Below are 25,178 nucleotides of genomic sequence, written 5' to 3'. Positions count from 1 at the left end.
TCGGTTACGACCATGAATAGACGACGATCCAGCTTCGCTCCAGTCGCTTTGCGACCGGTCGCGAATTTGATTGTTCAGGCAGACAGTGAATTGCGGGCGGAGGCCGCGGCATCGCACCTTGCGGCGTAGTCGATGGCAAGTTCCAGCGGCAGCGGCCGCGAGAAATGATAGCCCTGCGCCAGGCGAACGCCCATCGCCTTCAATCCTTCGGCGATCTCTTCGCTTTCGACGCCTTCGGCGACGGAGGCAATGCCGAGGTTCTGGCAGAGATTGGCGACCGAGCGGGTGATGTTCATGCAACGAGCGTCGCGATCGAAATTCATCACGAAGGCCTTGTCGATCTTCAGCTTGTCGAAGCCGAGACGGTGGATATGGCTCAGGCTCGAATAGCCGGTGCCGAAATCGTCGAGCGCGATCGAGATGCCGGCGGCGCGCAGCATCGTGATCACCTGATCGGCGGTGTCGAAATCGGAGAGCAGTGCGGTCTCGGTGATCTCGAATTCGATCCGCTTCGGATCGATGCCAGAGCGGGTGATCATGGCAAGCAGCGCCATCGAGGTCTCGTGGTCGCAGATATCGCGCGCCGAGAGATTGAAGGACAGCCTGAGATGCCTGGGAATGATCGCCAGCGCTTCGAGCGCCTTGGCGAAGAGGATGCGGGTCATGCGGCCGATGACCGCTGTGCGCTCGGCAGCGGGAATGAAGGCTTCCGGACTGATGCGGCCGAAGCGGGCGCTGTCCCAGCGGGCGAGCGCCTCGTAGCCGACGACGCGGCCGCTCCTCAATTCGACGATCGGCTGATAGTCCAGTTTCAATTCCTTGGCGAAGTCGTTCGCCTGCAGTTCGAGTTCGATCAGGTGGCGCTGCGTCAGGATCTTCTCGTGGTCGGGCGAGAAGAATTCGACGCCGCTGCTGCGCTTGCTCTTGACCTGGTAAAGAGCGAAGTCCGCTTTCTCGTAGAGATCCTCGGCCGTGTACTCGCCGATATCGGGATAGACGATGCCGCAGGAACCGAAGACGCGGACCGAGCCGTCGGGGATTTCGTAAGGTTCGCGGACCGCGGCGCAAAGCGCCTGGCCGAGATCGGCGATCGCCTGGCGCGTCATCGAACAGGGGAAGATGATACCGAACTCATCGCCGCCGAGACGGGAGACGATGCCCTCTTCGCCGACCAGCGCGACGAAGCGGCGGGCCGTCTCCTTGAGCACGAGATCGCCCGCAGCATGGCCGAAGACGTCATTGACGGGCTTGAAGCCGTCGAGATCGAGAATGCCGAGGACGGGCGGCGCGGACGGGTCCTTCTGCAGCCGTTTCTCCAGCGAGAGAAAGAAGCTGCGGCGGTTGGCAAGGCCGGTCAGCTGGTCATGCAGCGCGTTGCGGCTGTTGACGAGGTTCAGTTCCTCGGCCTCCGCCTGCTTCTGCTTCAGCTCCTCGGTCAATTGCACGAGGCCGACGAAATTCTGGAAATAGCTGTTGATCACCCTGAGGAAGGGCAGGATCAGGAACAGGCCGCTGACGGCGGTGGCGACGAAAACGGGATTACCCGAGAACATGAAGGTCGCAATCATGGCCGAGAAGGTGATCACCGTGGTCAGTGCCGCCGCCATCGGCAGGTGCATCAGGCAAAAGATGCAGGAGATGCCGGTGACGACGAGGAAATAGGCGATCTGGCCCTGCTGGGAGGCGTCGCCATATTGATAAAGCGCGATCGCCCAACCGCCGAAGGCGAAAGTCAGGACGCCGGCCCCGACCATTGTCACTTTCATCAGCTTATAGGCCCGTTCGGCGGTGACGTTTTCCTTGCCCCGGATCTCCCACCAGCAGAGACGGAAGACGCAGAGGACACTCAGGGCGACGGGAATATAGAGCGAAAGCCAGAGGGGTGCGGATTTGAGGTGGGTGATCGCCACCGCAAGGGCGTTGATGATCAGGAGCACATAGAGAATGGGAATCTGTGACGACAGGGCCCGGAACTGCGCCGTCAGAAGCGTCGGATTGTCCTTTTGCAGCTGCAATGCGGCCAGAAATTTCTTCATCTTCTCTTTTCCGTTGGCCCGAGCCAGCCAGAGAAAGCCTGATTTTTCCTTATTCACGTAACGGCATGCGACCCCGCAGGCGGGGGATATAAACAGGCTATTGCATCACTCCTTCAATCGAGATCGATTGAAGGAGTGATGCAGCAGTTCAAAGTGCTACAGCATCCTGCGCGTCTGAAAAGACGCGCGGCGCTGTCGTGCGCCGCTCAGAACGACGCGGCGGCGAGTGCCCGGTGGATGCTCTGCAGATCGTCGACGCCCTTGTTCGACAGGAACAATTCCCAGTCGAGCGAGCTCTGGACGATGGTTTCCAGCGAATCGTATCTGGGCTTCCAGTCGAGCACCTGCCTTGCCAGCGACGCGTCTGCGACGACGCTGGCCGAATCGCCGGCGCGCCGCGGCGCCATGTGGATCTTGAAGGAATGCCCGTGCAGGCGGGTGACCATGTTCAGCACGTCGAGCACGGAATAGCCGCTGCCATAACCGCAATTGGCGACGAGCGAGCCCTTGTCCTTGCGCAGATGCTGCAGTGCTTTCAGATGAGCATCCGTGAGATCGCTGACATGGATGTAGTCGCGCACGCCGGTGCCGTCATGCGTGGGATAGTCGATGCCGTAGACATGGACGCTGTCGCGCTTGCCGAGCGCTGCCTCGCAGGCGACCTTGATGAGATGCGTGGCGCCTGAGGTCGACTGGCCGGCGCGGTGGTGCGGATCGGCGCCGGCGACGTTGAAATAGCGAAGCGCGACATAGTTGAAATCATAGGCGGCGGCGGCATCGCGCAGCATGAATTCGGTCATCAGCTTCGACTGGCCGTAAGGATTTTCCGGATTGAGGGAGGCAGTCTCCTTCACCGGCAGGTCCGACTTTTGCTGACCGTAGACGGCCGCCGTCGAGGAGAAGACGAAGTTGCGGATACCGGCCTTGACCGAAGCACTCAGCAGCGCCCGGGTCTTGCCGGAATTGTTGTCGTAATAGGAAAGCGGATCGGCGACGGAGACTGGCACGACGGCGGAGCCGGCGAAATGGATGATCGCCTCGACATCGTTTTCGATGAAGATCTTCTTCAATATGTCGGGATCGGCAATGTCGCCGAGATAGAAACGCGCCGCCGGCGCCACGGCCCAGCGAAAGCCCGTCGAGAGACGGTCGAGCACGACCACATCCTCGCCCGCATCGAGCAGCGCCCAAACCATGTGACTGCCGATATATCCGGCCCCGCCCGTCACCAAAACCGCCATGTCCCACATCCCTGCTTTCGTTTTTATAAGCAGGGGCATCAGGCGCCGGTTTTTCTTTCCAATTTTCTTATCGAATGGCCGTTCGAGCGCCTTTGAACCGGTATGTTTGGAGTCGTGGTTAGAGGCCGATTTAGGGCTTTGCTAGAGTTTTATCGATCCGGCGATTCCGGCACAAAATCGTCCCGTTAGAGCTTGAGGATATAGTCGCAGAGACGCTCGGCGGCGACCGTCACCTGGGCGGGGTCACGCAGGAAACAGGCGCGCAGGAAGAGTTCGCCGCCGGGGCCGAAAGCGGTGCCGGGGGCAAGGCCGACGCCTGTTTTGTCGACAATATCGAGCGCAGCGTGACGGCTGTCAGTGACGCCGTCGATCTTCAGGAAGGCGTAAAGCGCGCCATCCGGCTTCAGCGTCTCGACGCGGTTGGTGGCAACGAGCGCATCGCAGAGAATATCGCGGGAACGGGCCGCCTTGGCGATATTGGCGAGCACGAAATCGTCGCCGTCGTTGAGGGCTGCGACCGCGCCCTTCTGCATGAACTGCGCGACGCCCGATGTCGAATACTGGATCAGGTTTTCGAGCAGCTGGCCCATCTCTGGGGGTGCGACGATCCAGCCGACGCGCCAGCCGGTCATCGACCAGTTCTTCGAGAAGGAATTGACGAAGATGACCTTGTCATCAGGCGCCATCACGTCGAGGAAAGAGGGCGCACGACCGCCTGGATAATAATAGAGCGCATAGATCTCATCCGCCATGATCCAGAGGTCGTGCTTGCGGGCCAGCGCCAGGAGATCACCAAGGTCCTTCCTGGTTGCCGTCCAGCCTGTCGGGTTCGACGGCGTGTTGATGAACAGGCCCCTGGTCTTCGGCGTGATCGCGGCTTCGATGCGGTCAAGATCGACCGCCCATTTGCCGCCTTCGAACTGCAGTTGAACGCCGACCGAGCGTGCGCCCGCGATCTCGAGGGCGGCGGCGATATTCGGCCAGGCGGGGGTGAGGTAAATCGTTTCGTCGCCCGGCGAGGTCAGAGCCTGCACGCTGATCTGGATCGCCTGCATGCCGGAGCCGGCGACATAGAAATGCTCGACCGGAAGCCGGATTCCGAAATGTCTGCTGTAATAATCCGAAAGCGCCTGGCGAAGCTCCGGAATGCCGCGCTGCCAGGTGTAGAAGGTCTCGCCTGCCGCCAGCGCGTCGATCGCCGCCTTGCTGATGAAATCCGGCGTCGGCAGGTCACCTTCCCCCACCCAGAGCGGCAGCAGGCCCTCACGGCCACGGGCATAATTGACGACTTCGACGATCCCGCTTTCGGGCGCCGCCACGGCGCGCGGGCTAAGGCTGCTCAAGATCGACATGCATATCTCCGGTTTTCGCCTTCATAGAGGATTTGCGTCGGCAAATCCCATGATATCCAGTGATGGCATATCGATTTTCGTGATGAATGAGCCCGGCCGGAACGGACGGGCTCCAGCCGATCAAGCCGTCGGGCGCTTGGCCAACAGATCGCGGATTTCGGTCAGCAGCTGCACGTCTGCGGGCGGCGGGGGCAACTCTTCCGGTGCGGCCTTTTCCTGGCGCTCGACCTGGGCACGCAGGATGTTCACGCCCTTGACCATCAGGAAGATGATCCAGGCGAGAATGAGGAAATTGATGAGGACGGTGAGGAAACTGCCATAGGCAAACACCGCTCCCTGCGCACGGGCGGCCGCAAGCGACGGCGCGTTGACGGCAGACGAGAGCGGCAGGAAATAATTCGAAAAATCGAAGCCGCCGAAAATGGCGCCGACGATCGGCATGATCAGGTCGTCGACCAGCGATTTGACGATGCCGCCGAAGGCGCCGCCGATGATGACGCCGACGGCAAGATCCATGACATTGCCACGGGCGATAAAGGCCTTGAACTCGTTAAGCATCGGATCCGTCTCCCTTCGATGCATTTCAAAGATATGCAACTGTCTATTACAGCGTCACGCCTCTCTTCAGCCTCGTGAAGGAGGCTGCAACGCTTTGAATTGACGCATAATTTATTCTTAATCAATTTCGATTTGAGGAATTATGCAGTAGCTGCACCTTCATTGCAATTCATCAATCGGCAATCGCAATTATTCGCCGATACCCTTCGCGGCCTATGACTTAAGGCCTAGACGGCCGGGAATTTTCAAAGCGTCTGAAATAACTTAAGCTGACCAATGTTGCGGGAGGTCCCGGCGGGTTTTCCGCCGGCGGAGGGTCAATGCTTCCAGGCTGGGTCATATTCGCGTCTGCCTTCGGCTATCTGCTCCTGCTTTTTGCCGTGGCAAGCTATGGCGACCGCAAGAACCGCAGCCCGGGCATGCTCGGCCCGGGCACGCTGGAAGGCGGATGGCCGGTGGTCTATGCGCTGAGCCTTGCGATCTACTGCACCTCCTGGACCTATTTCGGCAGCGTCGGGCTTGCGGCGCAGCGGGGGCTGGAATTTGCCGGCATCTATATCGGCCCGATCCTGGTCTTCACGCTCGGCATGCCGCTGCTTCGCCGCATCATCGAGCTCGCCAAGGCGGAAAAGCTCACCTCCGTGGCCGACTTCGTCGCCGCGCGCTACGGCAAGAACCCGACGGTCGCCACGATCGTCGCGCTGATCTCGCTGATCGGCGCCATTCCCTATATCGCGCTGCAGCTGAAAGCAATTTCGAGCACCGTCAGCGCCATGGTCAATCCGTCCGATTACGGCATCGGCAGCGGCAATCTCTACTTCCTCGACCTGCCGCTCCTCGCGACGCTGGTGCTTGCCTGCTTCGCCATCATGTTCGGCACGCGGCATACGGATGCGACCGAACACCAGGACGGCTTGATCCTCGCCGTCTCGATGGAATCCGTCGTCAAGCTCTTCGCCTTCCTGACGGCCGGCGTCTGCGTCATCTGGTTTCTCTTCGACGGCCCGACCGATCTCTGGCAGAAGACCGTCGACAACGAACTGGTCATGTCGGCGCTCAGCTACCATACGCCGATCAGCCGCTGGATCACCCTGATCCTGTTGTCGGCCTTCGCGATCATCCTGCTGCCGCGGCAATTCCACGTGACGGTTGTCGAAAACCGGACGCCGAAACAGCTGAAACTCGCCGGCTTCCTGTTTCCTACCTATCTCATCGTCATCAATCTCTTCGTGCTGCCGGTGGCGATCGGCGGGCTCTTGACCTTCGGCGGCGCCGGCAATGCCGATTTCTACATGCTGTCGCTGCCGCTTGCCGGTCAGATGCCCGTCATTTCGCTGATCATCTTCATCGGCGGCTTTTCGGCCGCAACGGCGATGGTCATCGTCGATTCCGTGGCGCTGTCGATCATGGTGTCGAACGACATCATCATGCCGATCTTCCTCCGGCGCAAACTCGCCGGCCGCGCCAGCCTGCGCGACAATTTCGCCAAGACGCTGCTCAACATCCGCCGCAGCGCCATCTTCGCCGTGCTGTTATTCGGCTATGCCTATTACCGTTCGACCGACAGCACCGCCGGCCTTGCCTCGATCGGCCTGCTTTCCTTTGCCGCGATCGCGCAAATCGCCCCAGCGCTGTTCGGCGGGCTGATCTGGCGGCGGGCGAATGCGCGCGGCGCGATCCTGGGGCTTTCCTCCGGCTTCATCATCTGGGTGTACCTGTTGTTCCTGCCCTCGCTCGGCGGGCCTGATTATTCCTATGTGGCAAGCGCCGTGCTCGGCTTCATCTTTCCCGGGACCACCTTGTTCACCGCAGCCGATGCCGATCCGCTGGTCAATGCGACTGTCATGAGCCTGCTCGTCAACACCGCCTTCTTCATCGTCGGTTCGCTCACCCGCAATGCCAGGCCGCTGGAGCGCATTCAGGCCGGAATCTTCGTCAAGCGGCATTCGCGCTCGCAATTTGCCACGCGCGGCTGGAAGACCCGTATCAGCGTCGGCGACCTCAAAGCGGCGATTTCGCGCTATCTCGGCGAAGAGCGCATGCAGCGCTCGTTCACCACCTATGAACAAAGCTCCGGCCGCAAGCTGGAGGACGAGCAGCCGGCCGATATGGCGCTCATCCATTTCAGCGAACAGCTGCTCGGCAGCGCCATCGGCTCGTCCTCGGCCCGGCTGGTGCTGTCCTTGATCCTGCAGAAGATCGAAGATGCCTCTTCCGATACCGCCTGGTTGCTCGACCAGGCGAGCGAGGCGCTGCAATATAACCAGGACATGCTGCAGACGGCGCTGTCGCAGATGGACCAGGGCATTGCGGTCTTCGACAGTTCCAACCGGCTGACGATCTGGAACCGGCGCTTCCGGCAATTGCTGGATCTGCCGGAAAGCGCCGGGCAGGTCGGCTTTCCCCTGTCCGAGATCGTCACCACGCTCAGCCAGCGCGGCGATATCGCGCCCGGCGATCTCAGCCAGACGGTGCGGCATTTCCTGACGCTCGACAAACCCTTTTCGCTGGTGCTTGACGGCGGCGAGCGGATCATCGAGGTGCGCTCCAACGCCATGCCGGACAAGGGCATCGTCGCCACCTTTACCGACATCACCCAGCGCGTCACTGCCGACCAGGCGCTGAAACAGGCGAACGAGACGCTGGAGCAGCGCGTCGCCGAACGCACGGCCGAGCTGACCCGCGTCAACCGCGAACTCGGCGAGGCACGCGCCGCCGCCGACGAGGCGAATATCGGCAAGACACGCTTTTTCGCGGCCGCCGGCCACGACATCCTGCAGCCACTGAATGCCGCCCGGCTTTATTCCTCGGCGCTGGTCGAGCGCATGGCGCAATCCGACAACAGCCCGATTGTGCGCAACATCGATTCGGCGCTGGAATCGGTCGAGACCATTCTCGGCGCGGTGCTCGATATTTCAAGGCTCGATACCGGCGCCATGCGGCCGCGGCTCGCCGCCGTCGCGCTCTCCGACCTGCTCAAGCGTATCGAGACCGATTTTGCGCCGATCGCGCGGGAAAAACAGCTGAAACTGGTGGTCATGCCGACGTCGCTGCGCGTCCGCTCCGACCCCAACCTCTTGCGCCGGCTGGTGCAGAACCTCGTCTCCAACGCCATCAAATACACGATCACCGGCAAGGTGCTGGTCGGCGCGCGGCGGCGCGGCAACCAGGTGATCATCCAGGTGATCGATTCCGGCATCGGCATTCCGCCATCGAAATTCCGCACGGTGTTCAAGGAATTCGCGCGGCTGGACGAAGGCGCCAAAACCGCCTCGGGCCTGGGGCTCGGCCTATCGATCGTCGACCGCATCGCCCGGGTGCTCAACCATCCGGTCGAACTGCAGTCGACCCATGGCAAGGGCACGGAATTCCGCATCGCCATGCCGCTCGACGTCTCGCGCCCGGCCGCGGCCGTAGCGGCAGTCACGCCCGCCGACCGTCCGGGGCAGCCGCTGAGCGGACTGAAGATCCTCTGCATCGACAACGAGCCGAAGATCCTCGAAGGCATGCGGCTGTTGATCAGCGGCTGGGGCTGCGAGGTGGAGGCGCTGGATTGCCTCGCCGACGTGATATCAAGCGACGGCCAGGGAGGACCGCCTGACATCGTCATCGCCGATTATCATCTCGGCGACGGCACCGGCATAGCCGCCATCCTGCATCTGCGCCGGCAGTTCGGCGCCGATATCCCTGCCCTGATGATCACCGCCGACCGGACGCCGGAGGTGCGCAGCGAGGCCGAGCGATTCGGCATCGCCGTTCAGCACAAACCCGTGCGGCCAGCGGCGCTGCGCGCCTATATCACCCAGATATCAGGCCTCAAGCGCGCCGCCGCTGAGTAAGAGACCGCTTACAGCGCCGCGCCCATGACACGGGCGACGAGATCGCGCACGCGTGCTGCATCCGGCACATCGCCGAACAGGATGCGGTACATGATCGGCGCCACCACCTGGTCCATGACCCGGTCGACATCCGGAAAGGCGTCGCCGCGAGCCTTCGCCCTCTCGGCGATGAGACCGATCTGCTGGCGGGTAAATTCAGCGCATTTACAGGCATTTGCGCCGGCCTGCGCCGCCAGCACGTCGCGGATCATCTCGCGGCCCGGCCCGGAGGACATTTCCTCGGCATATTGCTCGGCCCAGGCCTGAAGATCGGCTCTGCCGCTGCCGGCATCGACCGGCTGCATATCCGGCCGCAGCCGATCGACGGCGACATCTGCGAGAAGTTCCTGCAGGTCGCCCCAGCGGCGATAGATGGTCGACGGCGTCACCCCCGCCTTGCCGGCAATCAGCGGGATCGTCACATCGGCACGGCTCATCTCAGCCATCAACTCACGCACCGCCTTGTGCACCGACGCCTGGACCCTGGCGCTTCGGCCGCCCGGTCGGAGATTCTCTTTCACTGTCATGCGCGCAACTCTCCCCCTTTTACGCCGATGGTTCAAAATCTTTGACAGATCTATTAATGCAAATAATTTGCTTTTACAAAAAGCCGGCTCTACATAGGCTAAAGCAATGGTTTAGCTTTAAGGGGCTTATATATGGTCGCCGCCGCCAAATCCACAGAGAATTCGCCGCGCCCCGCGATCGGCTTTCATGCGCTGACGCTCGCCACCTTCTTCGGCGCCTCCGCGGCGCCGACGCCGCTCTACCGGATCTACCAGGAAAACTTCTCCGTCTCGCCGGTGCTGATCACGGTGATCTTCGCGGTCTACGCCTTCGCGCTGCTGGCGGCACTGCTGACTGCCGGTTCGATCTCGGATCATCTCGGCCGCAAGCCGGTGATCTTTTTCGCCCTGGTGCTCGAAATCATCGCCATGGTCCTCTTCGTCGTTGCCAGCGGCCCCGGCTGGCTGATTGCGGCGCGGATCGTCCAGGGGCTGGCGACCGGGATCGCCGGCGCTTCGCTCGGAGCGGCGCTCGTCGATGTCGACCGGGCCAAGGGCCAGATCGTCAACTCGATTGCGCCGCTTTCCGGCATGGCGGTGGGCGCGGTCGGCACCAGCGCCCTGATCCAATACGGCCCCTTCCCGATGCATCTGGTCTATGCACTGCTGCTTGTCGCCTTCACGCTACAGGCGGCCGCCATCTGGCTGACGCGCGAGAGCGGGGCCACACGACCCGGCGCGCTAGGCTCGCTGATCCCGCGGGTCACCGTTCCGCCGCAGGTGAAGCGGCCGCTCTCGCTGGTGACGCCGATCAACATCGCCAACTGGACGCTTGCCGGCTTCTATCTCTCCCTGGTGCCGTCGCTGGTCGCCACCACCACCGGCAGCCGGGCGCCGCTGACGGGCGGGGCCGTCGTCACCGCATTGATGGTGAGCGGGGCGGTCGCCGTCTATCTCAGGCGCAGCAAGACGGCCTCGGCCAATCTCGGTTTCGGCGTGTCGGCCAAGACACTCGGCATCCTGACCGTCGTTGCCGGCGTGCATCTCGCCAATGTGCCGCTGCTGCTCGTCGGCACGATTTTTACCGGCGCCGGTTTCGGCACCAATTTCCTCGGCTCGATCGGCACGATCATGCCCCTCGCCAAACCGGACGAGCGGGCCGGGCTGCTGTCGGCCTTCTACGTCCAGAGCTACCTCGCCTTCAGCCTGCCGGCGATCCTTGCCGGGTTCCTGGCGAAATCAGCCGGTTACGCACTGACGACCGACATTTATGCGACGGCAATCCTGCTGCTGATGGGCGCCGGACTGTTGAGCATTCGCGCCGACCGGCGCAGGGTGGCGGAGAGCGCCGCCTGAGGACGCAGTTCAGGGCTTGAGATCGAGCAGCGCCCGGCCGCTGCCATCCATGGCGAAGGGCACCGAGGCGTGCTGGTGGGCGACTAGCCAGCGGCCATCCCGTTTGACGAGGCCCAGCGTCTGGCGAAACCAGAGATCGACCTCGGCGCCATCGGTCTTGGTTCCCGTCATGCGCATGAGGCCGCTCCAGAAGGCGACATCTTCGCCGGCCGTCAGCTTGGCATCGCGCACCTCGCCGCCGATCGGGCCTTCCCAGGTATCGAACCAGGCCTGCAGACCCGCCTCGTCCTGGCCGTAATAGGCAAGCGGCGGCGCCAGCGAAAACTCGACGGAATCCTCCGCCTCGTAAGAAAGCGCGTCCTTGGCATTCTTTTCGCCCAGCGCCTTGGCGCGCATCATCAGCATGGCGATGATCGCCTCTTCCTCGATCCTGGCACTCGCTTCGTCTTTCACGATCGTTCTCCTTCTCCGTTATGGACAGAGGACGAAGGGGAGGACGACGATCCGACAGGGATGGTTCTCGGTTTGCGTAACTCCGGCAAAACTGCTGCGCAGTCTTGCTGGAATTGCTTCAGAGATAACTCGTCACTTCAGGTTCGTTCCACCAGGCATCGTGCCTGCCGTCGTAATAACGGACCGGCAGTGCTGCCAGTTCCTCAGGGGAGATATCGTCGAGGCAGGCGATGTTGATCGAGACATAGGCGCCGCCGATCGCTTCGACATAACCGTCGCCAAAGGCTGACACACCGCAGGTGCGGCAGAAGCGGTGATGACCGCTCATGGTGTTGAACTGGTAATCGGTCGTTTCCACCGGATCGCACATCAGCCGGAAATCCTCCGGCTTGACGTTGGCGCCCCAATAGCGGCGCTTGGTGCAGATCGAGCAATTGCAGCGGCCGGTGCCTTCCTCAAGGTCGATGTCCACCTCGTAGTGCACTTTGCCGCAATGGCAGCTTCCTCTGTAGGTTTTCTTCATGGCGCTCTCCTCCCTCGGCGTTGCCTTTGCCATTCCAATATGACAATATGTTGTCACTATGGATGAGATACAAAATAGACAACATGTTGTCAAACAAAATCGACCGGAGCGAACGATGGAAGGGGACGCCTTTTCCGCTTTCGCGATCACCGCCCTTCGCCTCGCCGGCCATCTGACGGCGGCCGGCGACCAGCTGGCAAAGCCGGCGGGACAGACCAGCGCACGTTGGCAGGTGCTGGCCGCAGCGCGGCGCGGCGACATGTCGGTGGCGCAGATCGCCCGCGCCCTCGGCCTCGCCCGCCAAGGCGTGCAACGGCTTGCCGATGTGCTGGAGGGCGAAGGGTTGATCGCCTATGCCGACAACCCGCAGCACCAGCGCGCCAAACTGGTGCGACTGACGGCCGAAGGGGCCGCACGGCTCGGCGTCATCGAGATCGCGCAGGCCGGATGGGCGGACGGGCTGGGTGCCGCGTTTACGGCAGCCGAGCTCGATGCGGCGCGGGCGGTGATGGCGCGGGTGATGGAGATGCTGGAGGGTGGTGAGACGGGTGGAGGTTGAGTGGTTTAGCTGCCTTGCGAGGCTTGTTGTCGCTGGCGGCGAATTCAATTGGTGGTGCGAAAGATTCTTTGAGGTCGTGCCGTGGCCGCAGAGGGAGTGTCGCGGACGCATTTCTTAGGAAAGAGCACAGCATCTGCCAGCCAGAAACAAAAAAAGGCCGGGCTAACCCGACCTCCCCTGCTATCTCAACGAACCGTGCCAGTACATCCGTGGTCACGATCCGGAGATGATATTCAAAGCCTTAAAGGCTCAGGCCGCCTGGAGGCGGTCTGCCGACATCTTGCCGGACTTGTTGTCGCGGACGAGCTCGTAAGACAGCTTCTGGCCATCCTTGAGATCGCGCATGCCAGCACGTTCAACGGCGGAGATGTGGACGAAAACGTCGGCTGCGCCGTCATCCGGCTGAATGAAGCCGAAGCCCTTGGTTGCGTTGAACCACTTTACGGTACCAGTGCTCATGACGATATCCTTTTCGAATCGTTCATAGAAGAATGCAGCCCGGACAGATGCCCAAGCGGCGATGAAAACCGATTTTGGAGGAAGTTCGCCAGGAACGACGCTAGCGCCGTTTCAAAGTTCATCTAGCAAGATCGATGCGTGAACGTTTAATCGGGAATTGTGTCCGTGGCAAGGCCGCAACAAGGAAAAGTCGAGTTCAGCGGGTCAAGCGTTCTTTAACGTTGTGCCGCGGCAGGCCAGAGCGGGCGCCGCGGCACGAGGGCAAAGGCGGCCTAAGCCGCCTGCCCCACCTTCGCATAGGGATCGAACCGCCCGTAGAAGGTCTCGCCCTTGGCGGCCATGTCCTTCAACAGCGGCGTCGGTTGGAAGTGATTTCCGTAAGCACCAGCTAACTTTTCAGCCAGTTCCACGAAGGTCTTCGCGCCCATGCCGTCGATATAGCTCAGCGCCCCGCCGGTATAGGGCGCGAAGCCGAAGCCGAGGATCGAACCGACATCCGCCTCGCGCGGATCGGTGACGATGCCTTCCTCGACGGTGCGGGCGGCTTCCAGCGCGATGGTGACGAGGAAGCGCTGCATCAGGACGTTGACGTCAACCTCATCCGCCGGCTTCTGCGGGTAGAGCGTCTTGAGATCAGGCCAGAGCGACTTCTTCGCCGGCTTCGGCGGATAATCATAGAAGCCCTTGGAATTCTTGCGGCCGAAGCGGCCCTCCTTCTCCACCATGCGGGAGATGAGGTCCATATGCCTGGGGTCGATGGCCCTTTCACCGAGATCGGCGACCGTCGCCTTGAGGATCTTCAGCGAGAGGTCGATGGCGACCTCGTCGTTCAGCGCCAAGGGACCGACCGGCATGCCGGCCATCTTGGCGGCGTTTTCGATCATCACAGGCGGCACGCCCTCGATCAGCATGTCGTAGCTTTCCGACATGTAGCGCAGCACGCAGCGATTGACGAAGAAGCCGCGGGTGTCGTTGACGACGATCGGCGTCTTCTTGATGGCGGCGACATAATCCAAAGCAACGGCCAGCGCCTTGTCGCCGGTTTCGCTTCCGAGGATGACCTCCGTCAGCATCATCTTTTCGACAGGCGAGAAGAAGTGGATGCCGATGAAATCGGTAGGCCGTTTCGAATTCTTCGCAAGACCCGAGATCGGCAGGGTCGAGGTATTGGAGGCGAAAATCGCGCCCTCCGGCAGCACGGCTTCCACGGCCTCGATGACGGCTTTCTTGACTTCGCGATCCTCGAACACCGCCTCGATGACGAGATCTGCATTGGCGAGGTCGGCATAATCGGCCGACGGCGTGATGCGGGAGAGCAGTGCGGCTGCCTCGTCTTGCGTAAGACGTCCCTTACCGACAGAATCCTTGACCAATCCTTCGGAGACGGTCTTGCCCTTGGTCGCCGCTTCGATGTCGCGGTCGATCAGCGTCACGGGAATGCCGGCGGCGGCAGTGACGTAAGCGATCGAGGCGCCCATGAAGCCGGCGCCGACGACGCCGACATGTTTCAGCTCGGTCTTCGGGATGCCTGCCGGGCGGCGGGCGCCCTTGCCGAGCTCCTGCATGGAGATGAACAGCGAACGGATCATCGAGAAGGCTTCGCGGGTCTGCAGCACCTCGGTGAAATAACGCTGCTCGATCTTCAGGCCCGTGTCGAACGGCACCTGCAGGCCTTCATAGACGCATTTCAGGATGGCAAGCGCTGCCGGATAATTGCCCGATGTTTCCCGGCGCAGGATCGCCGGCGCCGCCGGCCAGAGCTGGGCGGAGGCTGGCGTCCAGATGCCGCCGCCGGGCGCCTTGAAGCCCTTCTCGTCCCAGGGGGCAACCGGCTTCAGGCCATCCTTGATCATCTGCTTGGCGGCCGGGATGAGCTGATCCGGCTCGACCACCTGATGCACGAGGTTCATCGCCTTGGCGCGGGAGCCGGTCAGCGACTGGCCCGTCGTCATCATCTGCAGCGCATCCTGGGCGTTCGCCAGCCGCGGCACACGCTGGGTGCCGCCGGCGCCGGGGAAGATGCCGACCTTCACTTCGGGCAGCGCGATCTTGACGCTCTTGGCATTGGAGGCGACGCGGCCGTGGCAGGCGAGCGACAATTCAAAGGCGCCGCCCATGCAGGTGCCGTTGATGGCGGACACCCAGGGCTTGCCCGATGTTTCGAGCTTGCGGAACAGGCCGCTCATGCGGCCGACGAGGCCGAAGAGGTTCTGCACCGCCGTTTGCGGGCTCTTTGCCTTCTCCTCCTGATAGGAACTGAACATCGACTTGATCATCGAGAGGTCAGCACCGCCGGAGAAGGAGGATTTGCCCGAGGTGAAGACGACACCCTTGACGGCGGCATCGGCGGTCGTGGCGTCGATGATGGCGTCGAGTTCGGCCATCACCTCGGCGGTGAAGACGTTCATCGATTTGCCGGGCATGTCCCAGGTGACGAGAGCGATGCCGTCGGCGTCGGTTTCGAGCGTGAAATTGGTGTAGGTGCTCATCTTGGGAATTCCTCTCCCTGAATTCTTTTGCCGTGGAGCCCTCCCCTTGTGGAGAGGGCTATCCCATCAAACGCGTTCGATGACCGTTGCCGTGCCCATGCCGGCGCCGATGCAGAGCGTCACCAGCGCGGTGTTGAGGTCGCGGCGCTCGAGCTCGTCCAGCACGGTGCCGAGGATCATTGCGCCGGTGGCGCCGAGCGGATGGCCCATGGCGATGGCTCCGCCATTGACGTTGATCCTGTCGTGGTCGATGTCGAAGGCCTGCATGTAGCGCAGCACCACGGCGGCGAAGGCCTCGTTCAGTTCGAAGAGGTCGATGTCGGCAAGGCTCATGCCTGTCCGCTTCAGCAGCTTCTCGGTGACGTCGACGGGTCCGGTCAGCATCAGCGCCGGATCGGAGCCGATATTGGCGAAAGCCTTGATGCGGGCGCGCGGCTTGATCCCCATGCTTTCACCGCCGGCCTTGGAGCCGAGCAGCACGACGCCGGCGCCATCGACGATGCCGGAGGAATTGCCGGCATGATGGACATAATTGATGCGCTCGATCTCCGGATGGGCCTGGATGCCGACCGCCTCGAAGCCGCCCATCTCGCCGGGCATCTGGAAGGACGGATTGAGGGAGGCGAGCGCCTGCATGTCGGTGCCGGGGCGCATATGCTCGTCCTTATCAAGGATCGTCAGTCCGTTCTGGTCCTTGACCGGAACGACCGACTTGTCGAACCAGCCCTTTTCCCAGGCATGGGCGGCGCGCTTCTGGCTCTCGACCGCATAGGCGTCGACATCGGTCCTGTTGAAACCGTATTTGGTGGCGATGAGATCGGCCGAGACGCCCTGCGGCATGAAATAGGCCGGGAAATTCACCGAAGGGTCCATGAACCAGGCGCCGCCGGACATGCCGAGGCCGACGCGCGACATGCTTTCGACGCCGCCGGCGATAACGATGTCATCGGCCCCTTGCGCGATCTTGCCGGCACCGAAATTGACGGCATCGAGGCCGGAAGCGCAGAAGCGGGAGATCTGCATGCCGGGCGCCTTGGTGGAATAACCGGCTTCGAAGGCGGCGGCCTTGGGGATGACGGCGCCGGCATCCATGACCGGATCGACGCAGCCCATGATGATGTCGTCGACCGTCGATGTATCCAGCCCGTTGCGGTCGCGGATTGCTTCCAGCGTCTTTGCCGCGAGGCGGACGGATGGCACCTCATGCAGGGCGCCGTCCTTCTTGCCGCGGCCGCGCGGCGTACGCACGTGGTCGTAAATGAAAACCTCGGTCATATCTCATCTCCCTGACGGCGCGGCGGCGCCGGTGAATTCGTGTCTTTTCTCTTCTCCCCGGTGGAAGAAGGTAGCCTCGAAGAGGTCGGATGTGAGGGCCAGAGCGACAAACTCGAGCTTGCTTGCGCGCGGCTGCTCGCTCCTTTGTCGCTCACCCCCTCATCTGCCCTACCGGGCATCTTCTCCCCGCTGGGGAGAAGAGGGAATTCGTCTTAAAACGCTTCGGCGGCCAGTTCCATCATCGTGTCGGCGCCGGCTTCGATGCGGGCCTTGCGAAGGGCGGTTTCCGGCATCAGGCGTTCCATGAAGAAACGGGCGGTGACCAGCTTGTTCTTCAGGAAATCCTCGCGGGCGGCATCGCCCGATGCAAGGCCATCCTCGGCGGCTTTCGCCATCTTCGCCCACATATAGCCGAGAACGACCAGGCCGAAGAGGTGCATGTAGTCGGTCGAGCCGGCGCCGGCATTGTCGGGCTTGGCCATGGCGTTCTGCATGAACCACATGGTCGCGCCCTGGACGTCGTTCAAGCCCTTCTTCAGATGCTTGGTGAAGAAGGAGAGCTTTTCGTTGCTGCGGTTTTCCTCGCAGAAATCGCCGATCTCCTTGAAGAGGGCCATGGCGGCGCGGCCGCCGTTCAAGGCGAGCTTGCGGCCGACGAGATCGAGCGCCTGGATGCCGTTGGCGCCTTCATAGATCATGGCGATACGGGCATCGCGCACATACTGGCTCATGCCGTGTTCTTCGATATAGCCGTGGCCGCCGAAAACCTGCTGGGCCATGACGGCATGGTCGAAGCCCTTGTCGGTCATCACGCCCTTGAGGATCGGCGTGACGAGGCCGAGAATATCGTCGGCCGTCTGGCGCTCCTTCTCATCGGTAGCGCGGTGGGCGATATCGGACTTCAGCGCCGTCCAGAGCAGAAAGGCGCGGCCGGCCTCGTTGAAGGCGCGGATGGTCATCAGCGTCCGGCGAATATCCGGATGGACGATGATCGGGTCGGCCTTCTTATCCGGCGCCTTGGGGCCGGACAGCGAGCGGCCCTGGATACGGTCGCGGGCGTAGCTGGCGGCATTCTGATAGGCGATCTCGGAAATGGCGATGCCCTGCAGGCCGACCATCAGGCGGGCCTCGTTCATCATCACGAACATGGCGTTGAGGCCGCGGTTTTCGGCGCCGATCAGGAAGCCGGTCGCCTCGTCGTAATTCATCACGCAGGTGGCGTTGGCGTGAATGCCCATCTTGTGCTCGATCGCGCCGCAGGAGACGGCGTTGCGGGCGCCCGGCGCGCCGTCCTTGCCGACGAGGAATTTCGGAACGATGAAGAGCGAGATGCCCTTGGTACCCTCCGGCGCACCCTCGATGCGGGCCAGCACCAGATGGACGATATTGTCGGTCAGGTCGTGTTCGCCGGCAGAGATGAAGATTTTCTGGCCGGATATTTTGTAGCTGCCGTCAGCCTGCGGCACCGCCTTGGTGCGCAGCATGCCGAGATCGGTGCCGCAATGCGGCTCGGTGAGGTTCATGGTGCCGGACCAGGAGCCGTCCACCATCTTCGGCAGATAGGTGGCCTTCTGCTCGTCGCTGCCGTGGACGAGGATCGCGGCGATCGCGCCCTGCGTCAGGCCGGGATACATCATCAACGACATGTTGGCGGCGGAGGTATATTCGCCGACGGCGGTATGCAGCGTATAGGGAAGTCCCTGCCCGCCGAATTCCTCCGGCACCGCAAGGCCGATCCAGCCGCCCTCGCGATAGGCTTTATAGGCTTCCTTGAAACCCTTCGGCGTCGAGACGCTGGCATCGTCGTGGCGCGTGCAGCCTTCCTGATCGCCGGAATAATTCAGCGGGAAGAGCGCTTCCTCGGCAACCCTTCCGGCCTCGCCGAGGATCGCCTCGATCATATCGGGGGTCGCGTCGGCAAAACCCGGCAGATTGTTGTAGCGTTCGAGGCCCAGCACGTCGTTCAGGACGAAGAGCGTATCGTTCACCGGGGCCTTGTAGACTGGCATCTCTCGAATTCCTCCCATTCGGCTGACCGGATCGCCCCGGCCTCGGGCACTGTCTTACAAAATATTGACGTTTGCGTAAACGTCAAATTTTGCACCTTGGCCGTCTTTTCGTGAAAAAATTCACGAGCACGAACCCGTGGGCCATGACGTGCGCGGAGGAGATGCCATCTCATCTTCCTTGTCCATCTGGGAAAGGCGTATAAGCGGGGCTTCGTTCAAGCCGCAATCGGGCAATGCTTCAGGAGGGCCGCATGATCAGTTTCGAGGCGATAAGGCAGCGTGCCGAGGAACGAAAGGGCGGAGCGGCCGCGTTGCAGGCCCTGCTGCAGAATCACCGGCCGGATCACGAGCGGCTGCGCGCCATGCCCGACGATCGCATCCTGGCGGATATGACCCGGCGGGTCTTCTACAGCGGTTTCGTCCAGAAGGTGATCGATGCGAAGTGGCCGGGTTTCGAGGCGGCATTTTCCGGTTTCGATCCGGCGACGCTGAATATCGCACCCGACGATTATTGGCATGCCCTGACCTCGGATGAGCGGATCATCCGCAACGGCGCCAAGATCATGTCGGTTCGCGCCAATGCCGCCTTCGTCAGGGCGTTGGCGAAGGAATATGGCAGCGCCGGCGTCTTCTTCGCCGACTGGCCACGGGATGACCAGATCGGCCTTCTCGACCTCTTGAGCAAACGCGGCAGCCGGCTCGGCGGCATGACCGGACAATATTTCCTGCGTGGCATCGGCCGCGACAGCTTCATCGGAACGATGGATGTGCTCACCTGCCTCCGATCGGTCGGGGTGCCGCTCTCCTCCTCCGGCACGACGAAGAAGGACCAGCAACTGATCCAGCAGACCTTCAACGACTGGGCCGGGGAAACCGGTCTTTCCCTCATCCATCTCTCACGCATCAGCGCCTATTCGATCGATTCGGCGCACTGAAATTCCGGTCGAGCGGTGGCGCCGGCCGTTCGAACTTCCTACGTGATTGCGACGATCCATCGAGGACGACATCATGACCGATTTTCCCTATGAGAGTGCCCTCATCGTCGGCGCGGGCTCCGGCATCAGCGCCTCGCTCGCCCGGCAATTGTCGGCGCAGGGCGTCAAGGTCGGGCTCGCGGCCCGCAATATCGAAAAGCTGCAAGGGCTCATCGAGGAGACCGGCGCCAGCGCCTTTACAACAGACGTCTCGCAGCCGGCGAGCGTCGCAGCCCTGTTCGACGAGGCTGCCGCCGCCATCGGCGGGCCCGACGTGGTGGTTTTCAATGCCAGCGCCCGCCTGCGCGGGCCGCTCGCCGAACTCGATCCCGCCGAAGTCGAGAAGGCGATCACGACCACCGCTTTCGGCGGTTTCCTGGTGGTGCAGCAGGCGGCACAGCGGATGATCCCGCGCGGCCGCGGCGCCATCCTCATCACCGGCGCCTCGGCAAGCGTGAAGGGCTTTGCGCAATCGGCGCCCTTCGCGATGGGCAAGTTCGCGCTGCGCGGCCTTGCCCAGAGTGCTGCCCGCGAACTCGGGCCGATGGGCATCCATGTCGCGCATTTCGTCATCGACGGCGCAGTGCGCTCGCAGATCCGGCCGGATCGGGCGGAGAAGCCCGACGGCACGTTGCTGCCGGAGGCGATCGCCCAGACCTATATCGACGTGCTTCGCCAGCACCGCAGCGCGTGGTCGCTGGAGGTGGAAGTCCGGCCGTGGACGGAGAGCTTCTGAGCTAGATCAGCGCGCCGCCGCCGGAGAAGGCAACTTTCGCGGCGGCATCAAACGCACTATGTTTCGTCCTCTGAGCTGGCTGGGAGGAAACCGATGCCGCGCCTGGCCACGTCACCATCGAAACCCGCGATGCGCCTGTCATGATCAGTTTTCTCGAAACCTTGCTCGGTGTCAGGGAAGGCTATCGGCCGCCCTTCGCCTCGCCCGGCCATTGGCTTTATCTGGACGAGCGCCCGGTCATCCATCTCAGCCTGACATCGCGCAGCACCGATTTTCCGCCCGGCATCTTCAACCATGTCGCCTTCAGCCTTTACGAATTCGGGCCGGCGCTGGAACGCATCAAGGCGAGCGGCTATCGCTACGAATATTGCGATATTCCCGACACCGATCTCGGTCAGGTCTTCGTCTACGGCCCCGAGGGCGTGAAGATCGAGCTGCAATATCCGCGTCCGGCCTGATCGTGGCGGCGCCATCCGATCTGACGAATTGAACGGCAATTGCCGTCAAAAACGGCGTTTGGGCCGCAAACGTTAAAAAATTCTCAGCGACATTAACGGCTTGTTTACCACGTTTCGTGAAAGGTGCGGATTGAGCAGTAGCGATCCGCATTCCTTGCCCCAGTCTCGCGTTCCTTAAGGATGCCGCTACATCGTTCAGCTTGAGGAAAGTCTAATTGACTAACTTCTTGTGAATGGTGCGCTCCGGTTCGCGCAAATGCGCGGGCAGCAGACGGAAAAGCCAAAGATCCAGCTCTGACGAGAGGTCGAGCAGTCGAAGCGAGCAAGAAGATGAACGGATCGCGATCAAATCCTTCCCGACAGTCCGACAGGACCTCGCTCGATGCGCTGAACCGCACGATCGAAGGGCTGGAGGCGCGCATCGAGGGGCTGATGGGCAGCACCGGGCGCGAACAGCGGCCGCGCACGGCAACGCCCGAGCGCGATCCCTATGCCGGCTCCTATGCTCCCCGGCCCGCAAAGGTCCCGCCCGAGCCGCGGCCGGATCCGCTCGCCGAAATCCGCCAGCGCCAGCGCGCCCTCGAAGCCGGCCGCGAGCGGCCCTACACACGCGAGCAGGCCCCGCAGTTTCGTGAACCCGCGCCGCGGGCCGCCGCCCCAGCGCCGGCGCCCGCCTTCCGCGCCGGTGACGACACGATGACGGAGATCGCCCAGGCGCTCGTCAATCTGCGGCAGGACCTGAAGCGCGACATTTCCGAGGGTGTCACCCGCGAGATGAATACGCTGCGCGCCGAGCTGCGCGAGATCAAGGAAAATGCCGGGGACAGCCGTTTCGCCGACGACATGCGCGCCGATATGGGCCGCCTTGCCCAGAGCATCACCCAGCTGACCGGCCGCTCGAGCGGCCCGGAGGCCGCCGGCCTGCGCGAGGATTTCGAGGAGCTGCGCTCGCTGATGGACGGGCTGGCGCGCGAGGATTCGCTGCGCCATATGGAAAACCGCTGGGACGGCGTCGAGAGCCGGCTTGCGGCACTCGATACCGAGGGGCTGCAGGAAGAGCTGGTTTCGCTGGCCTACCGCCTCGACGACATCAAGCGCCACATCGGCGGCATGGGCGAAAGCCCGGCCGTGCGGGCGCTGGAAGACAAGCTCATCTCCATCGCCACGGCGATGGAGCATTTCGGCAACATGATCCAGCCGCACGACCGGGTCATGTCCGAACAGTTCGCCGCCATGGACATGCGGCTCGACGAGATCAGCCGGGCGATCGCGGCCAGCGGACGCGCGGCTGCCGCGAACGATCCGGCGCTGATGCAGCGGCTGGAAAGCCGGCTTTCGGCGCTCGCCGATCAGATCGACCTGATGAGCCATGATGCGGCCAGCCGTGCAACGCCGGCCGACGAGCTGGCGATGCGGCTGGAGGCGCTGACCGGACGCGTCGAGGAGTTGGCGAATGCGGAAGCGACGTCGCGGCTCGACGAACGGCTGGAACATCTTTCCTATCTGCTGGAGCGCACGCAGAAGGCTGCGCCCCAGCCCGACCTCACCGGCACGCTGTCGGACATTTCCCGCAAGATCGACGCGCTTGAGAACGGCGCCGTCAACGATGTGCTGGCGCAGCGGCTCGACTATCTCGCCCGGCGTATCGACGAGATGGCGCATCAGCAGCAAGTGCCGGTGCCGGCCGCTGCGGTCGACGACGGCGCCTTCCGGCGCCTCGAAGGGCGGCTGAGCGACATCGCCGCCCGACTGGAAGAGAGCACATCCGCAGCGCCGACCGATCCACGGGCGCTGAAGAACCTCGAAGACCAGATCGCCCATCTTTCTGCGCTGATGAGCGAGCCGCGCGAAAGCGCTGCGATGCCCGCCGAATTCGACCGTCGCATGGGCGCGATCGAAGACTATATGGCGACGAGCGACGAATATATCATCGAAGCCGCACGCCAGGCGGCCGAAGCCGTCGTCGAAGCCTATTCGCGCCATGGCGGCCCGCAGGGCGCCGTGGCACCCGCCGACATGTCGGCGCTGACGGCACTTGCCGAAGATCTGCGCCACCTCGAAGATCTCAGCCGCGACAGCGAGGAACGCACGCACAAGACTTTCAAGGCTTTGCACGAGACGCTGGTCCATATCGCCGACCGCCTCGACGGCATGGAAGAGCGCGGGCGGCCGCTCGCCCAGATGCCGGTGGCCGAGGTCGATTTCGATGTCGACCCCTACGCGCTGATGGTGGCCGAAGCCGAGATGAACAGGGCGGCGGAGACAGCCGCAACGCTGAAGGCCTCTCCGGTGATCCGTACGGCAGAGGTCGCAGCCGAACCTGCCGCCCCGGCTCAAACCAGCGCCATGAGCGGAACGAGCGTGATCGCCATCGAAGCCGCGACCCGAACGACGGAGGCTGCGGCAGCGGCTCCGGCGCCGTCAAAGGTCAGCCTGCTCGCCAGCCTCGGCAAGCGGCTGCTGCCGGCCAAGAAAACCGAGAGCCGGGCGAGCGAACGCCCGATGATCGACCCCGCGCCGTCGATCGACCCCGCCGACGTGGTGCCGACGGATGCCGCAAACGAACTGCTCGAGCCGGGCTCGGGCACACCTGACGTGAAGAAGATCCTGGAACGGGTTCGCGCCAGCCAGAGTGCGGCGCGCGGCAAACCTGCCGGCGAAACCGACCGGGCCGATTATATCGCCGCCGCCCGCCGTGCGGCGCAGGCGGCCGCGATGGAGGTGGACGCCAATCCGAAGCAGGCCGCCGTCAAGCCCGAGAAGAAAGGCGCGACCGCCAGCAAGGCTGGCAAGACGTCTGACAAGACGGGCAAGACCAGCGCCTTTTCGCGCTACCGGCGGCCGATCCTGCTGGCGGTCGGCGCGGTGCTGCTCGCCATCATGGCCTTTCCGCTTGCCCGGACACTGACGAGCGGCGAGAGCGCACCGCAGGCGCCAGCCGAAGTCTCGGCGCTGAGTGGGGCGACGGAAAACCCGTCGCCTGCTGTGCCTGAAGCGACACCCGCCCAGCCGGACGCCGCAGCCATCGGAACGACCGCGCCGGCAGCGGAGGCTACGCCTCCCGCTGGCGAACAGGCGCAGCCGGAAGCAGCCCCGCCGGTTGCCGGCGAGCATCTGACCGACGCAGCACCGCTCGACGGCGAAGGGGCTGCGACGTTTGCCCCCCCTGCTCCATCCGGCGCGGCACAGGAGACATCGGGCTTCGTTCCCGCACCTGCACCGCAGGCCGCCATCACCATTCCCGACACCGTCCAGCCGAAATCGCTGGCCGATGCGGCAAGCGGCGGCGATGCGCTGGCGCTGTTCGAGATCGGCGCGCGTTATTCGGACGGCCGCAACGGCATGACGGTCGATCAGAAGCAGGCGGCAAGCTGGTATCAGCTTTCGGCCGACAAGGGCTTTGCGCCTGCTGAGTACCGGCTCGGCAGCATGTACGAGAAGGGCAATGGCGTCGAGCGCGACATCGCCAAGGCCAAGGGCTTCTACGAGCAGGCGGCAAACCAGGGCAATGCCAGCGCCATGCACAATCTCGCCGTCCTCTACGCCTCCGGCGCACTCGGCCAGCAGGATTATGCGACCGCCGCCTCGTGGTTCACCAAGGCTGCGAATCTCGGCATCACCGACAGCCAGTTCAACCTGGCGATCCTCTGCGCCAGGGGCAACGGGGTGCCGGCGGATCTCGAAGAATCCTACAAGTGGTTTGCGATTGCCGCCAAGGCCGGCGACAAGGATGCGGCGCAGAAGCGCGACGAAGTGGCCAACGCCATGAAGCCCGATCAGCTCGAACGGGCGCGCGCCAAGGCCGATCTGTGGAAGCCGGAGCCGCTCGACCACCGCACCAACGCCATCGACATCCCCGACGAATGGGCCGGCACCGGCGCCAAGACGGCGACCGTCGATATGAAGAAGGCGATCCGCAACATCCAGGCGATCCTCAACAATAACGGCTTCGACGCCGGCGCGCCGGACGGCGAAATGGGCGCGAAGACCGTGACCGCGATCAAGAACTTCCAGAAGTCGGTCGGCCAGGAGCCGGACGGCAAGGTGACCGACGCAACCGTGAAGGCGCTGCTCGAACGCAACAAGCAGGGCAGCAAGGCAATCTAAGCGCGTCGCATCGACGCGGGATCGTCTCATATCTCTGCTTTGGGCAATCTGAAGGGCCTGGCGGCACAATACCGCAAGGCCTCTTCCAATTTTTCCACCGCCTGTCACAAAACCTGAAAAAAGCCGGATTATGCCCGGACATATCGATCCGCGCATCCGGCGAATCCTCTGCCGCCGATCTCTTCGCCAATCAGGCCCGATCGAAAGCC

Annotated in this window: 17 protein-coding genes and 1 pseudogene; 7 read left to right on the top strand and 11 right to left on the bottom strand. The window is 63.0% G+C overall.

Annotation, left to right across the window (positions count from 1 at the left end):
* Positions 1-74: 74 nt before the first annotated feature.
* The 4 genes from FHT69_RS25975 to mscL form a co-directional block, all read right to left on the bottom strand.
* Entirely contained in the window at positions 75-2,036 is a 1,962-nt protein-coding gene (locus tag FHT69_RS25975; protein WP_028756820.1) for a putative bifunctional diguanylate cyclase/phosphodiesterase, read from the bottom strand.
* A gap of 206 nt (positions 2,037-2,242) precedes the next feature.
* Positions 2,243-3,277, bottom strand: a complete 1,035-nt coding sequence (galE, locus tag FHT69_RS25970; RefSeq protein WP_183906157.1) for a UDP-glucose 4-epimerase GalE — start codon at positions 3,275-3,277, stop codon at positions 2,243-2,245.
* Between the two features lie 185 nt (positions 3,278-3,462).
* Positions 3,463-4,629, bottom strand: coding sequence for a pyridoxal phosphate-dependent aminotransferase (locus FHT69_RS25965; protein ID WP_183906156.1), 1,167 nt, complete (start codon positions 4,627-4,629; stop codon positions 3,463-3,465).
* Between the two features lie 120 nt (positions 4,630-4,749).
* The gene (gene mscL, locus FHT69_RS25960) at positions 4,750-5,187 is read right to left on the bottom strand and encodes a large conductance mechanosensitive channel protein MscL (RefSeq protein ID WP_028756817.1); all 438 of its coding nucleotides are present in this window, start codon (positions 5,185-5,187) and stop codon (positions 4,750-4,752) included.
* Between the two features lie 320 nt (positions 5,188-5,507).
* Here mscL and FHT69_RS25955 point away from each other — a divergent pair, with 320 nt between their 5' ends.
* Positions 5,508-9,026 carry a hybrid sensor histidine kinase/response regulator gene (locus FHT69_RS25955; RefSeq protein WP_183906155.1) on the top strand — a complete coding sequence of 1,173 codons (3,519 nt, stop codon included), beginning with the start codon at positions 5,508-5,510 and terminating at the stop codon, positions 9,024-9,026.
* An 8-nt stretch (positions 9,027-9,034) separates the two neighbouring features.
* On the opposite strand, the gene FHT69_RS25950 is transcribed toward FHT69_RS25955, so the two are convergent.
* Entirely contained in the window at positions 9,035-9,592 is a 558-nt protein-coding gene (locus tag FHT69_RS25950; RefSeq protein WP_097594915.1) for a TetR/AcrR family transcriptional regulator, read from the bottom strand.
* Positions 9,593-9,724: 132 nt separating this feature from the next.
* Here FHT69_RS25950 and FHT69_RS25945 point away from each other — a divergent pair, with 132 nt between their 5' ends.
* Positions 9,725-10,927, top strand: coding sequence for an MFS transporter (locus tag FHT69_RS25945; protein WP_183906154.1), 1,203 nt, complete (start codon positions 9,725-9,727; stop codon positions 10,925-10,927).
* A 9-nt stretch (positions 10,928-10,936) separates the two neighbouring features.
* On the opposite strand, the gene FHT69_RS25940 is transcribed toward FHT69_RS25945, so the two are convergent.
* Together FHT69_RS25940 and FHT69_RS25935 are read right to left on the bottom strand one after the other, a co-directional pair.
* Positions 10,937-11,380, bottom strand: a complete 444-nt coding sequence (locus FHT69_RS25940) for a nuclear transport factor 2 family protein (protein WP_183906153.1) — start codon at positions 11,378-11,380, stop codon at positions 10,937-10,939.
* Positions 11,381-11,498: 118 nt separating this feature from the next.
* Positions 11,499-11,903 (bottom strand): GFA family protein, encoded by a 405-nt coding sequence (locus FHT69_RS25935; RefSeq protein WP_183906152.1) that lies wholly within the window; start codon positions 11,901-11,903, stop codon positions 11,499-11,501.
* Positions 11,904-11,961: 58 nt separating this feature from the next.
* Between FHT69_RS25935 and FHT69_RS25930 the strand changes: the two genes are divergently transcribed.
* Positions 11,962-12,462, top strand: coding sequence for a MarR family winged helix-turn-helix transcriptional regulator (locus FHT69_RS25930; RefSeq protein WP_183906151.1), 501 nt, complete (start codon positions 11,962-11,964; stop codon positions 12,460-12,462).
* A gap of 249 nt (positions 12,463-12,711) precedes the next feature.
* Here FHT69_RS25930 and FHT69_RS25925 read toward each other — a convergent pair whose 3' ends face one another.
* From FHT69_RS25925 to FHT69_RS25910, 4 genes are all read right to left on the bottom strand, one after another.
* Complete coding sequence (locus FHT69_RS25925; RefSeq protein ID WP_003545273.1) at positions 12,712-12,921, bottom strand: cold-shock protein; 210 nt, start codon at positions 12,919-12,921, stop codon at positions 12,712-12,714.
* Between the two features lie 272 nt (positions 12,922-13,193).
* Positions 13,194-15,410, bottom strand: coding sequence for a 3-hydroxyacyl-CoA dehydrogenase NAD-binding domain-containing protein (locus FHT69_RS25920; RefSeq protein ID WP_183906150.1), 2,217 nt, complete (start codon positions 15,408-15,410; stop codon positions 13,194-13,196).
* A gap of 66 nt (positions 15,411-15,476) precedes the next feature.
* Positions 15,477-16,685, bottom strand: a complete 1,209-nt coding sequence (locus FHT69_RS25915) for an acetyl-CoA C-acetyltransferase (RefSeq protein WP_183903776.1) — start codon at positions 16,683-16,685, stop codon at positions 15,477-15,479.
* Positions 16,686-16,897: 212 nt separating this feature from the next.
* On the bottom strand, positions 16,898-18,694 hold the full coding sequence (locus FHT69_RS25910; protein ID WP_028756808.1) for an acyl-CoA dehydrogenase C-terminal domain-containing protein: 1,797 nt from the start codon (positions 18,692-18,694) through the stop codon (positions 16,898-16,900).
* A gap of 251 nt (positions 18,695-18,945) precedes the next feature.
* Here FHT69_RS25910 and FHT69_RS25905 point away from each other — a divergent pair, with 251 nt between their 5' ends.
* From FHT69_RS25905 to FHT69_RS25890, 4 genes and pseudogenes are all read left to right on the top strand, one after another.
* Positions 18,946-19,629, top strand: coding sequence for a DNA-3-methyladenine glycosylase I (locus FHT69_RS25905; RefSeq protein ID WP_097594991.1), 684 nt, complete (start codon positions 18,946-18,948; stop codon positions 19,627-19,629).
* A 73-nt stretch (positions 19,630-19,702) separates the two neighbouring features.
* The gene (locus FHT69_RS25900) at positions 19,703-20,404 is read left to right on the top strand and encodes an SDR family NAD(P)-dependent oxidoreductase (protein ID WP_183906149.1); all 702 of its coding nucleotides are present in this window, start codon (positions 19,703-19,705) and stop codon (positions 20,402-20,404) included.
* Between the two features lie 93 nt (positions 20,405-20,497).
* Positions 20,498-20,862, top strand: a pseudogene (locus tag FHT69_RS25895) (VOC family protein).
* 330 nt (positions 20,863-21,192) lie between these two features.
* Entirely contained in the window at positions 21,193-24,969 is a 3,777-nt protein-coding gene (locus FHT69_RS25890; protein ID WP_097631408.1) for a peptidoglycan-binding protein, read from the top strand.
* Positions 24,970-25,178 lie beyond the last annotated feature (209 nt).

It is taken from the genome of Rhizobium sp. BK008, assembly GCF_014197345.1.
Classification (GTDB): domain Bacteria; phylum Pseudomonadota; class Alphaproteobacteria; order Rhizobiales; family Rhizobiaceae; genus Rhizobium; species Rhizobium anhuiense.
Note: the sequence above shows the minus strand (reverse complement) of the source record. Positions and strands in the feature narration are given on the sequence as shown.

Coding starts and splice junctions, on each gene's coding strand:
- FHT69_RS25975 (WP_028756820.1), bottom strand. CDS start 2,036: ATGAAGAAATTTCTGGCCGCATTGCAGCTGCAAAAGGACAATCCGACG.
- galE (WP_183906157.1), bottom strand. CDS start 3,277: ATGGCGGTTTTGGTGACGGGCGGGGCCGGATATATCGGCAGTCACATG.
- FHT69_RS25965 (WP_183906156.1), bottom strand. CDS start 4,629: ATGTCGATCTTGAGCAGCCTTAGCCCGCGCGCCGTGGCGGCGCCCGAA.
- mscL (WP_028756817.1), bottom strand. CDS start 5,187: ATGCTTAACGAGTTCAAGGCCTTTATCGCCCGTGGCAATGTCATGGAT.
- FHT69_RS25955 (WP_183906155.1), top strand. CDS start 5,508: ATGCTTCCAGGCTGGGTCATATTCGCGTCTGCCTTCGGCTATCTGCTC.
- FHT69_RS25950 (WP_097594915.1), bottom strand. CDS start 9,592: ATGACAGTGAAAGAGAATCTCCGACCGGGCGGCCGAAGCGCCAGGGTC.
- FHT69_RS25945 (WP_183906154.1), top strand. CDS start 9,725: ATGGTCGCCGCCGCCAAATCCACAGAGAATTCGCCGCGCCCCGCGATC.
- FHT69_RS25935 (WP_183906152.1), bottom strand. CDS start 11,903: ATGAAGAAAACCTACAGAGGAAGCTGCCATTGCGGCAAAGTGCACTAC.
- FHT69_RS25930 (WP_183906151.1), top strand. CDS start 11,962: ATGGATGAGATACAAAATAGACAACATGTTGTCAAACAAAATCGACCG.
- FHT69_RS25925 (WP_003545273.1), bottom strand. CDS start 12,921: ATGAGCACTGGTACCGTAAAGTGGTTCAACGCAACCAAGGGCTTCGGC.
- FHT69_RS25920 (WP_183906150.1), bottom strand. CDS start 15,410: ATGAGCACCTACACCAATTTCACGCTCGAAACCGACGCCGACGGCATC.
- FHT69_RS25915 (WP_183903776.1), bottom strand. CDS start 16,685: ATGACCGAGGTTTTCATTTACGACCACGTGCGTACGCCGCGCGGCCGC.
- FHT69_RS25910 (WP_028756808.1), bottom strand. CDS start 18,694: ATGCCAGTCTACAAGGCCCCGGTGAACGATACGCTCTTCGTCCTGAAC.
- FHT69_RS25905 (WP_097594991.1), top strand. CDS start 18,946: ATGATCAGTTTCGAGGCGATAAGGCAGCGTGCCGAGGAACGAAAGGGC.
- FHT69_RS25900 (WP_183906149.1), top strand. CDS start 19,703: ATGACCGATTTTCCCTATGAGAGTGCCCTCATCGTCGGCGCGGGCTCC.
- FHT69_RS25890 (WP_097631408.1), top strand. CDS start 21,193: ATGAACGGATCGCGATCAAATCCTTCCCGACAGTCCGACAGGACCTCG.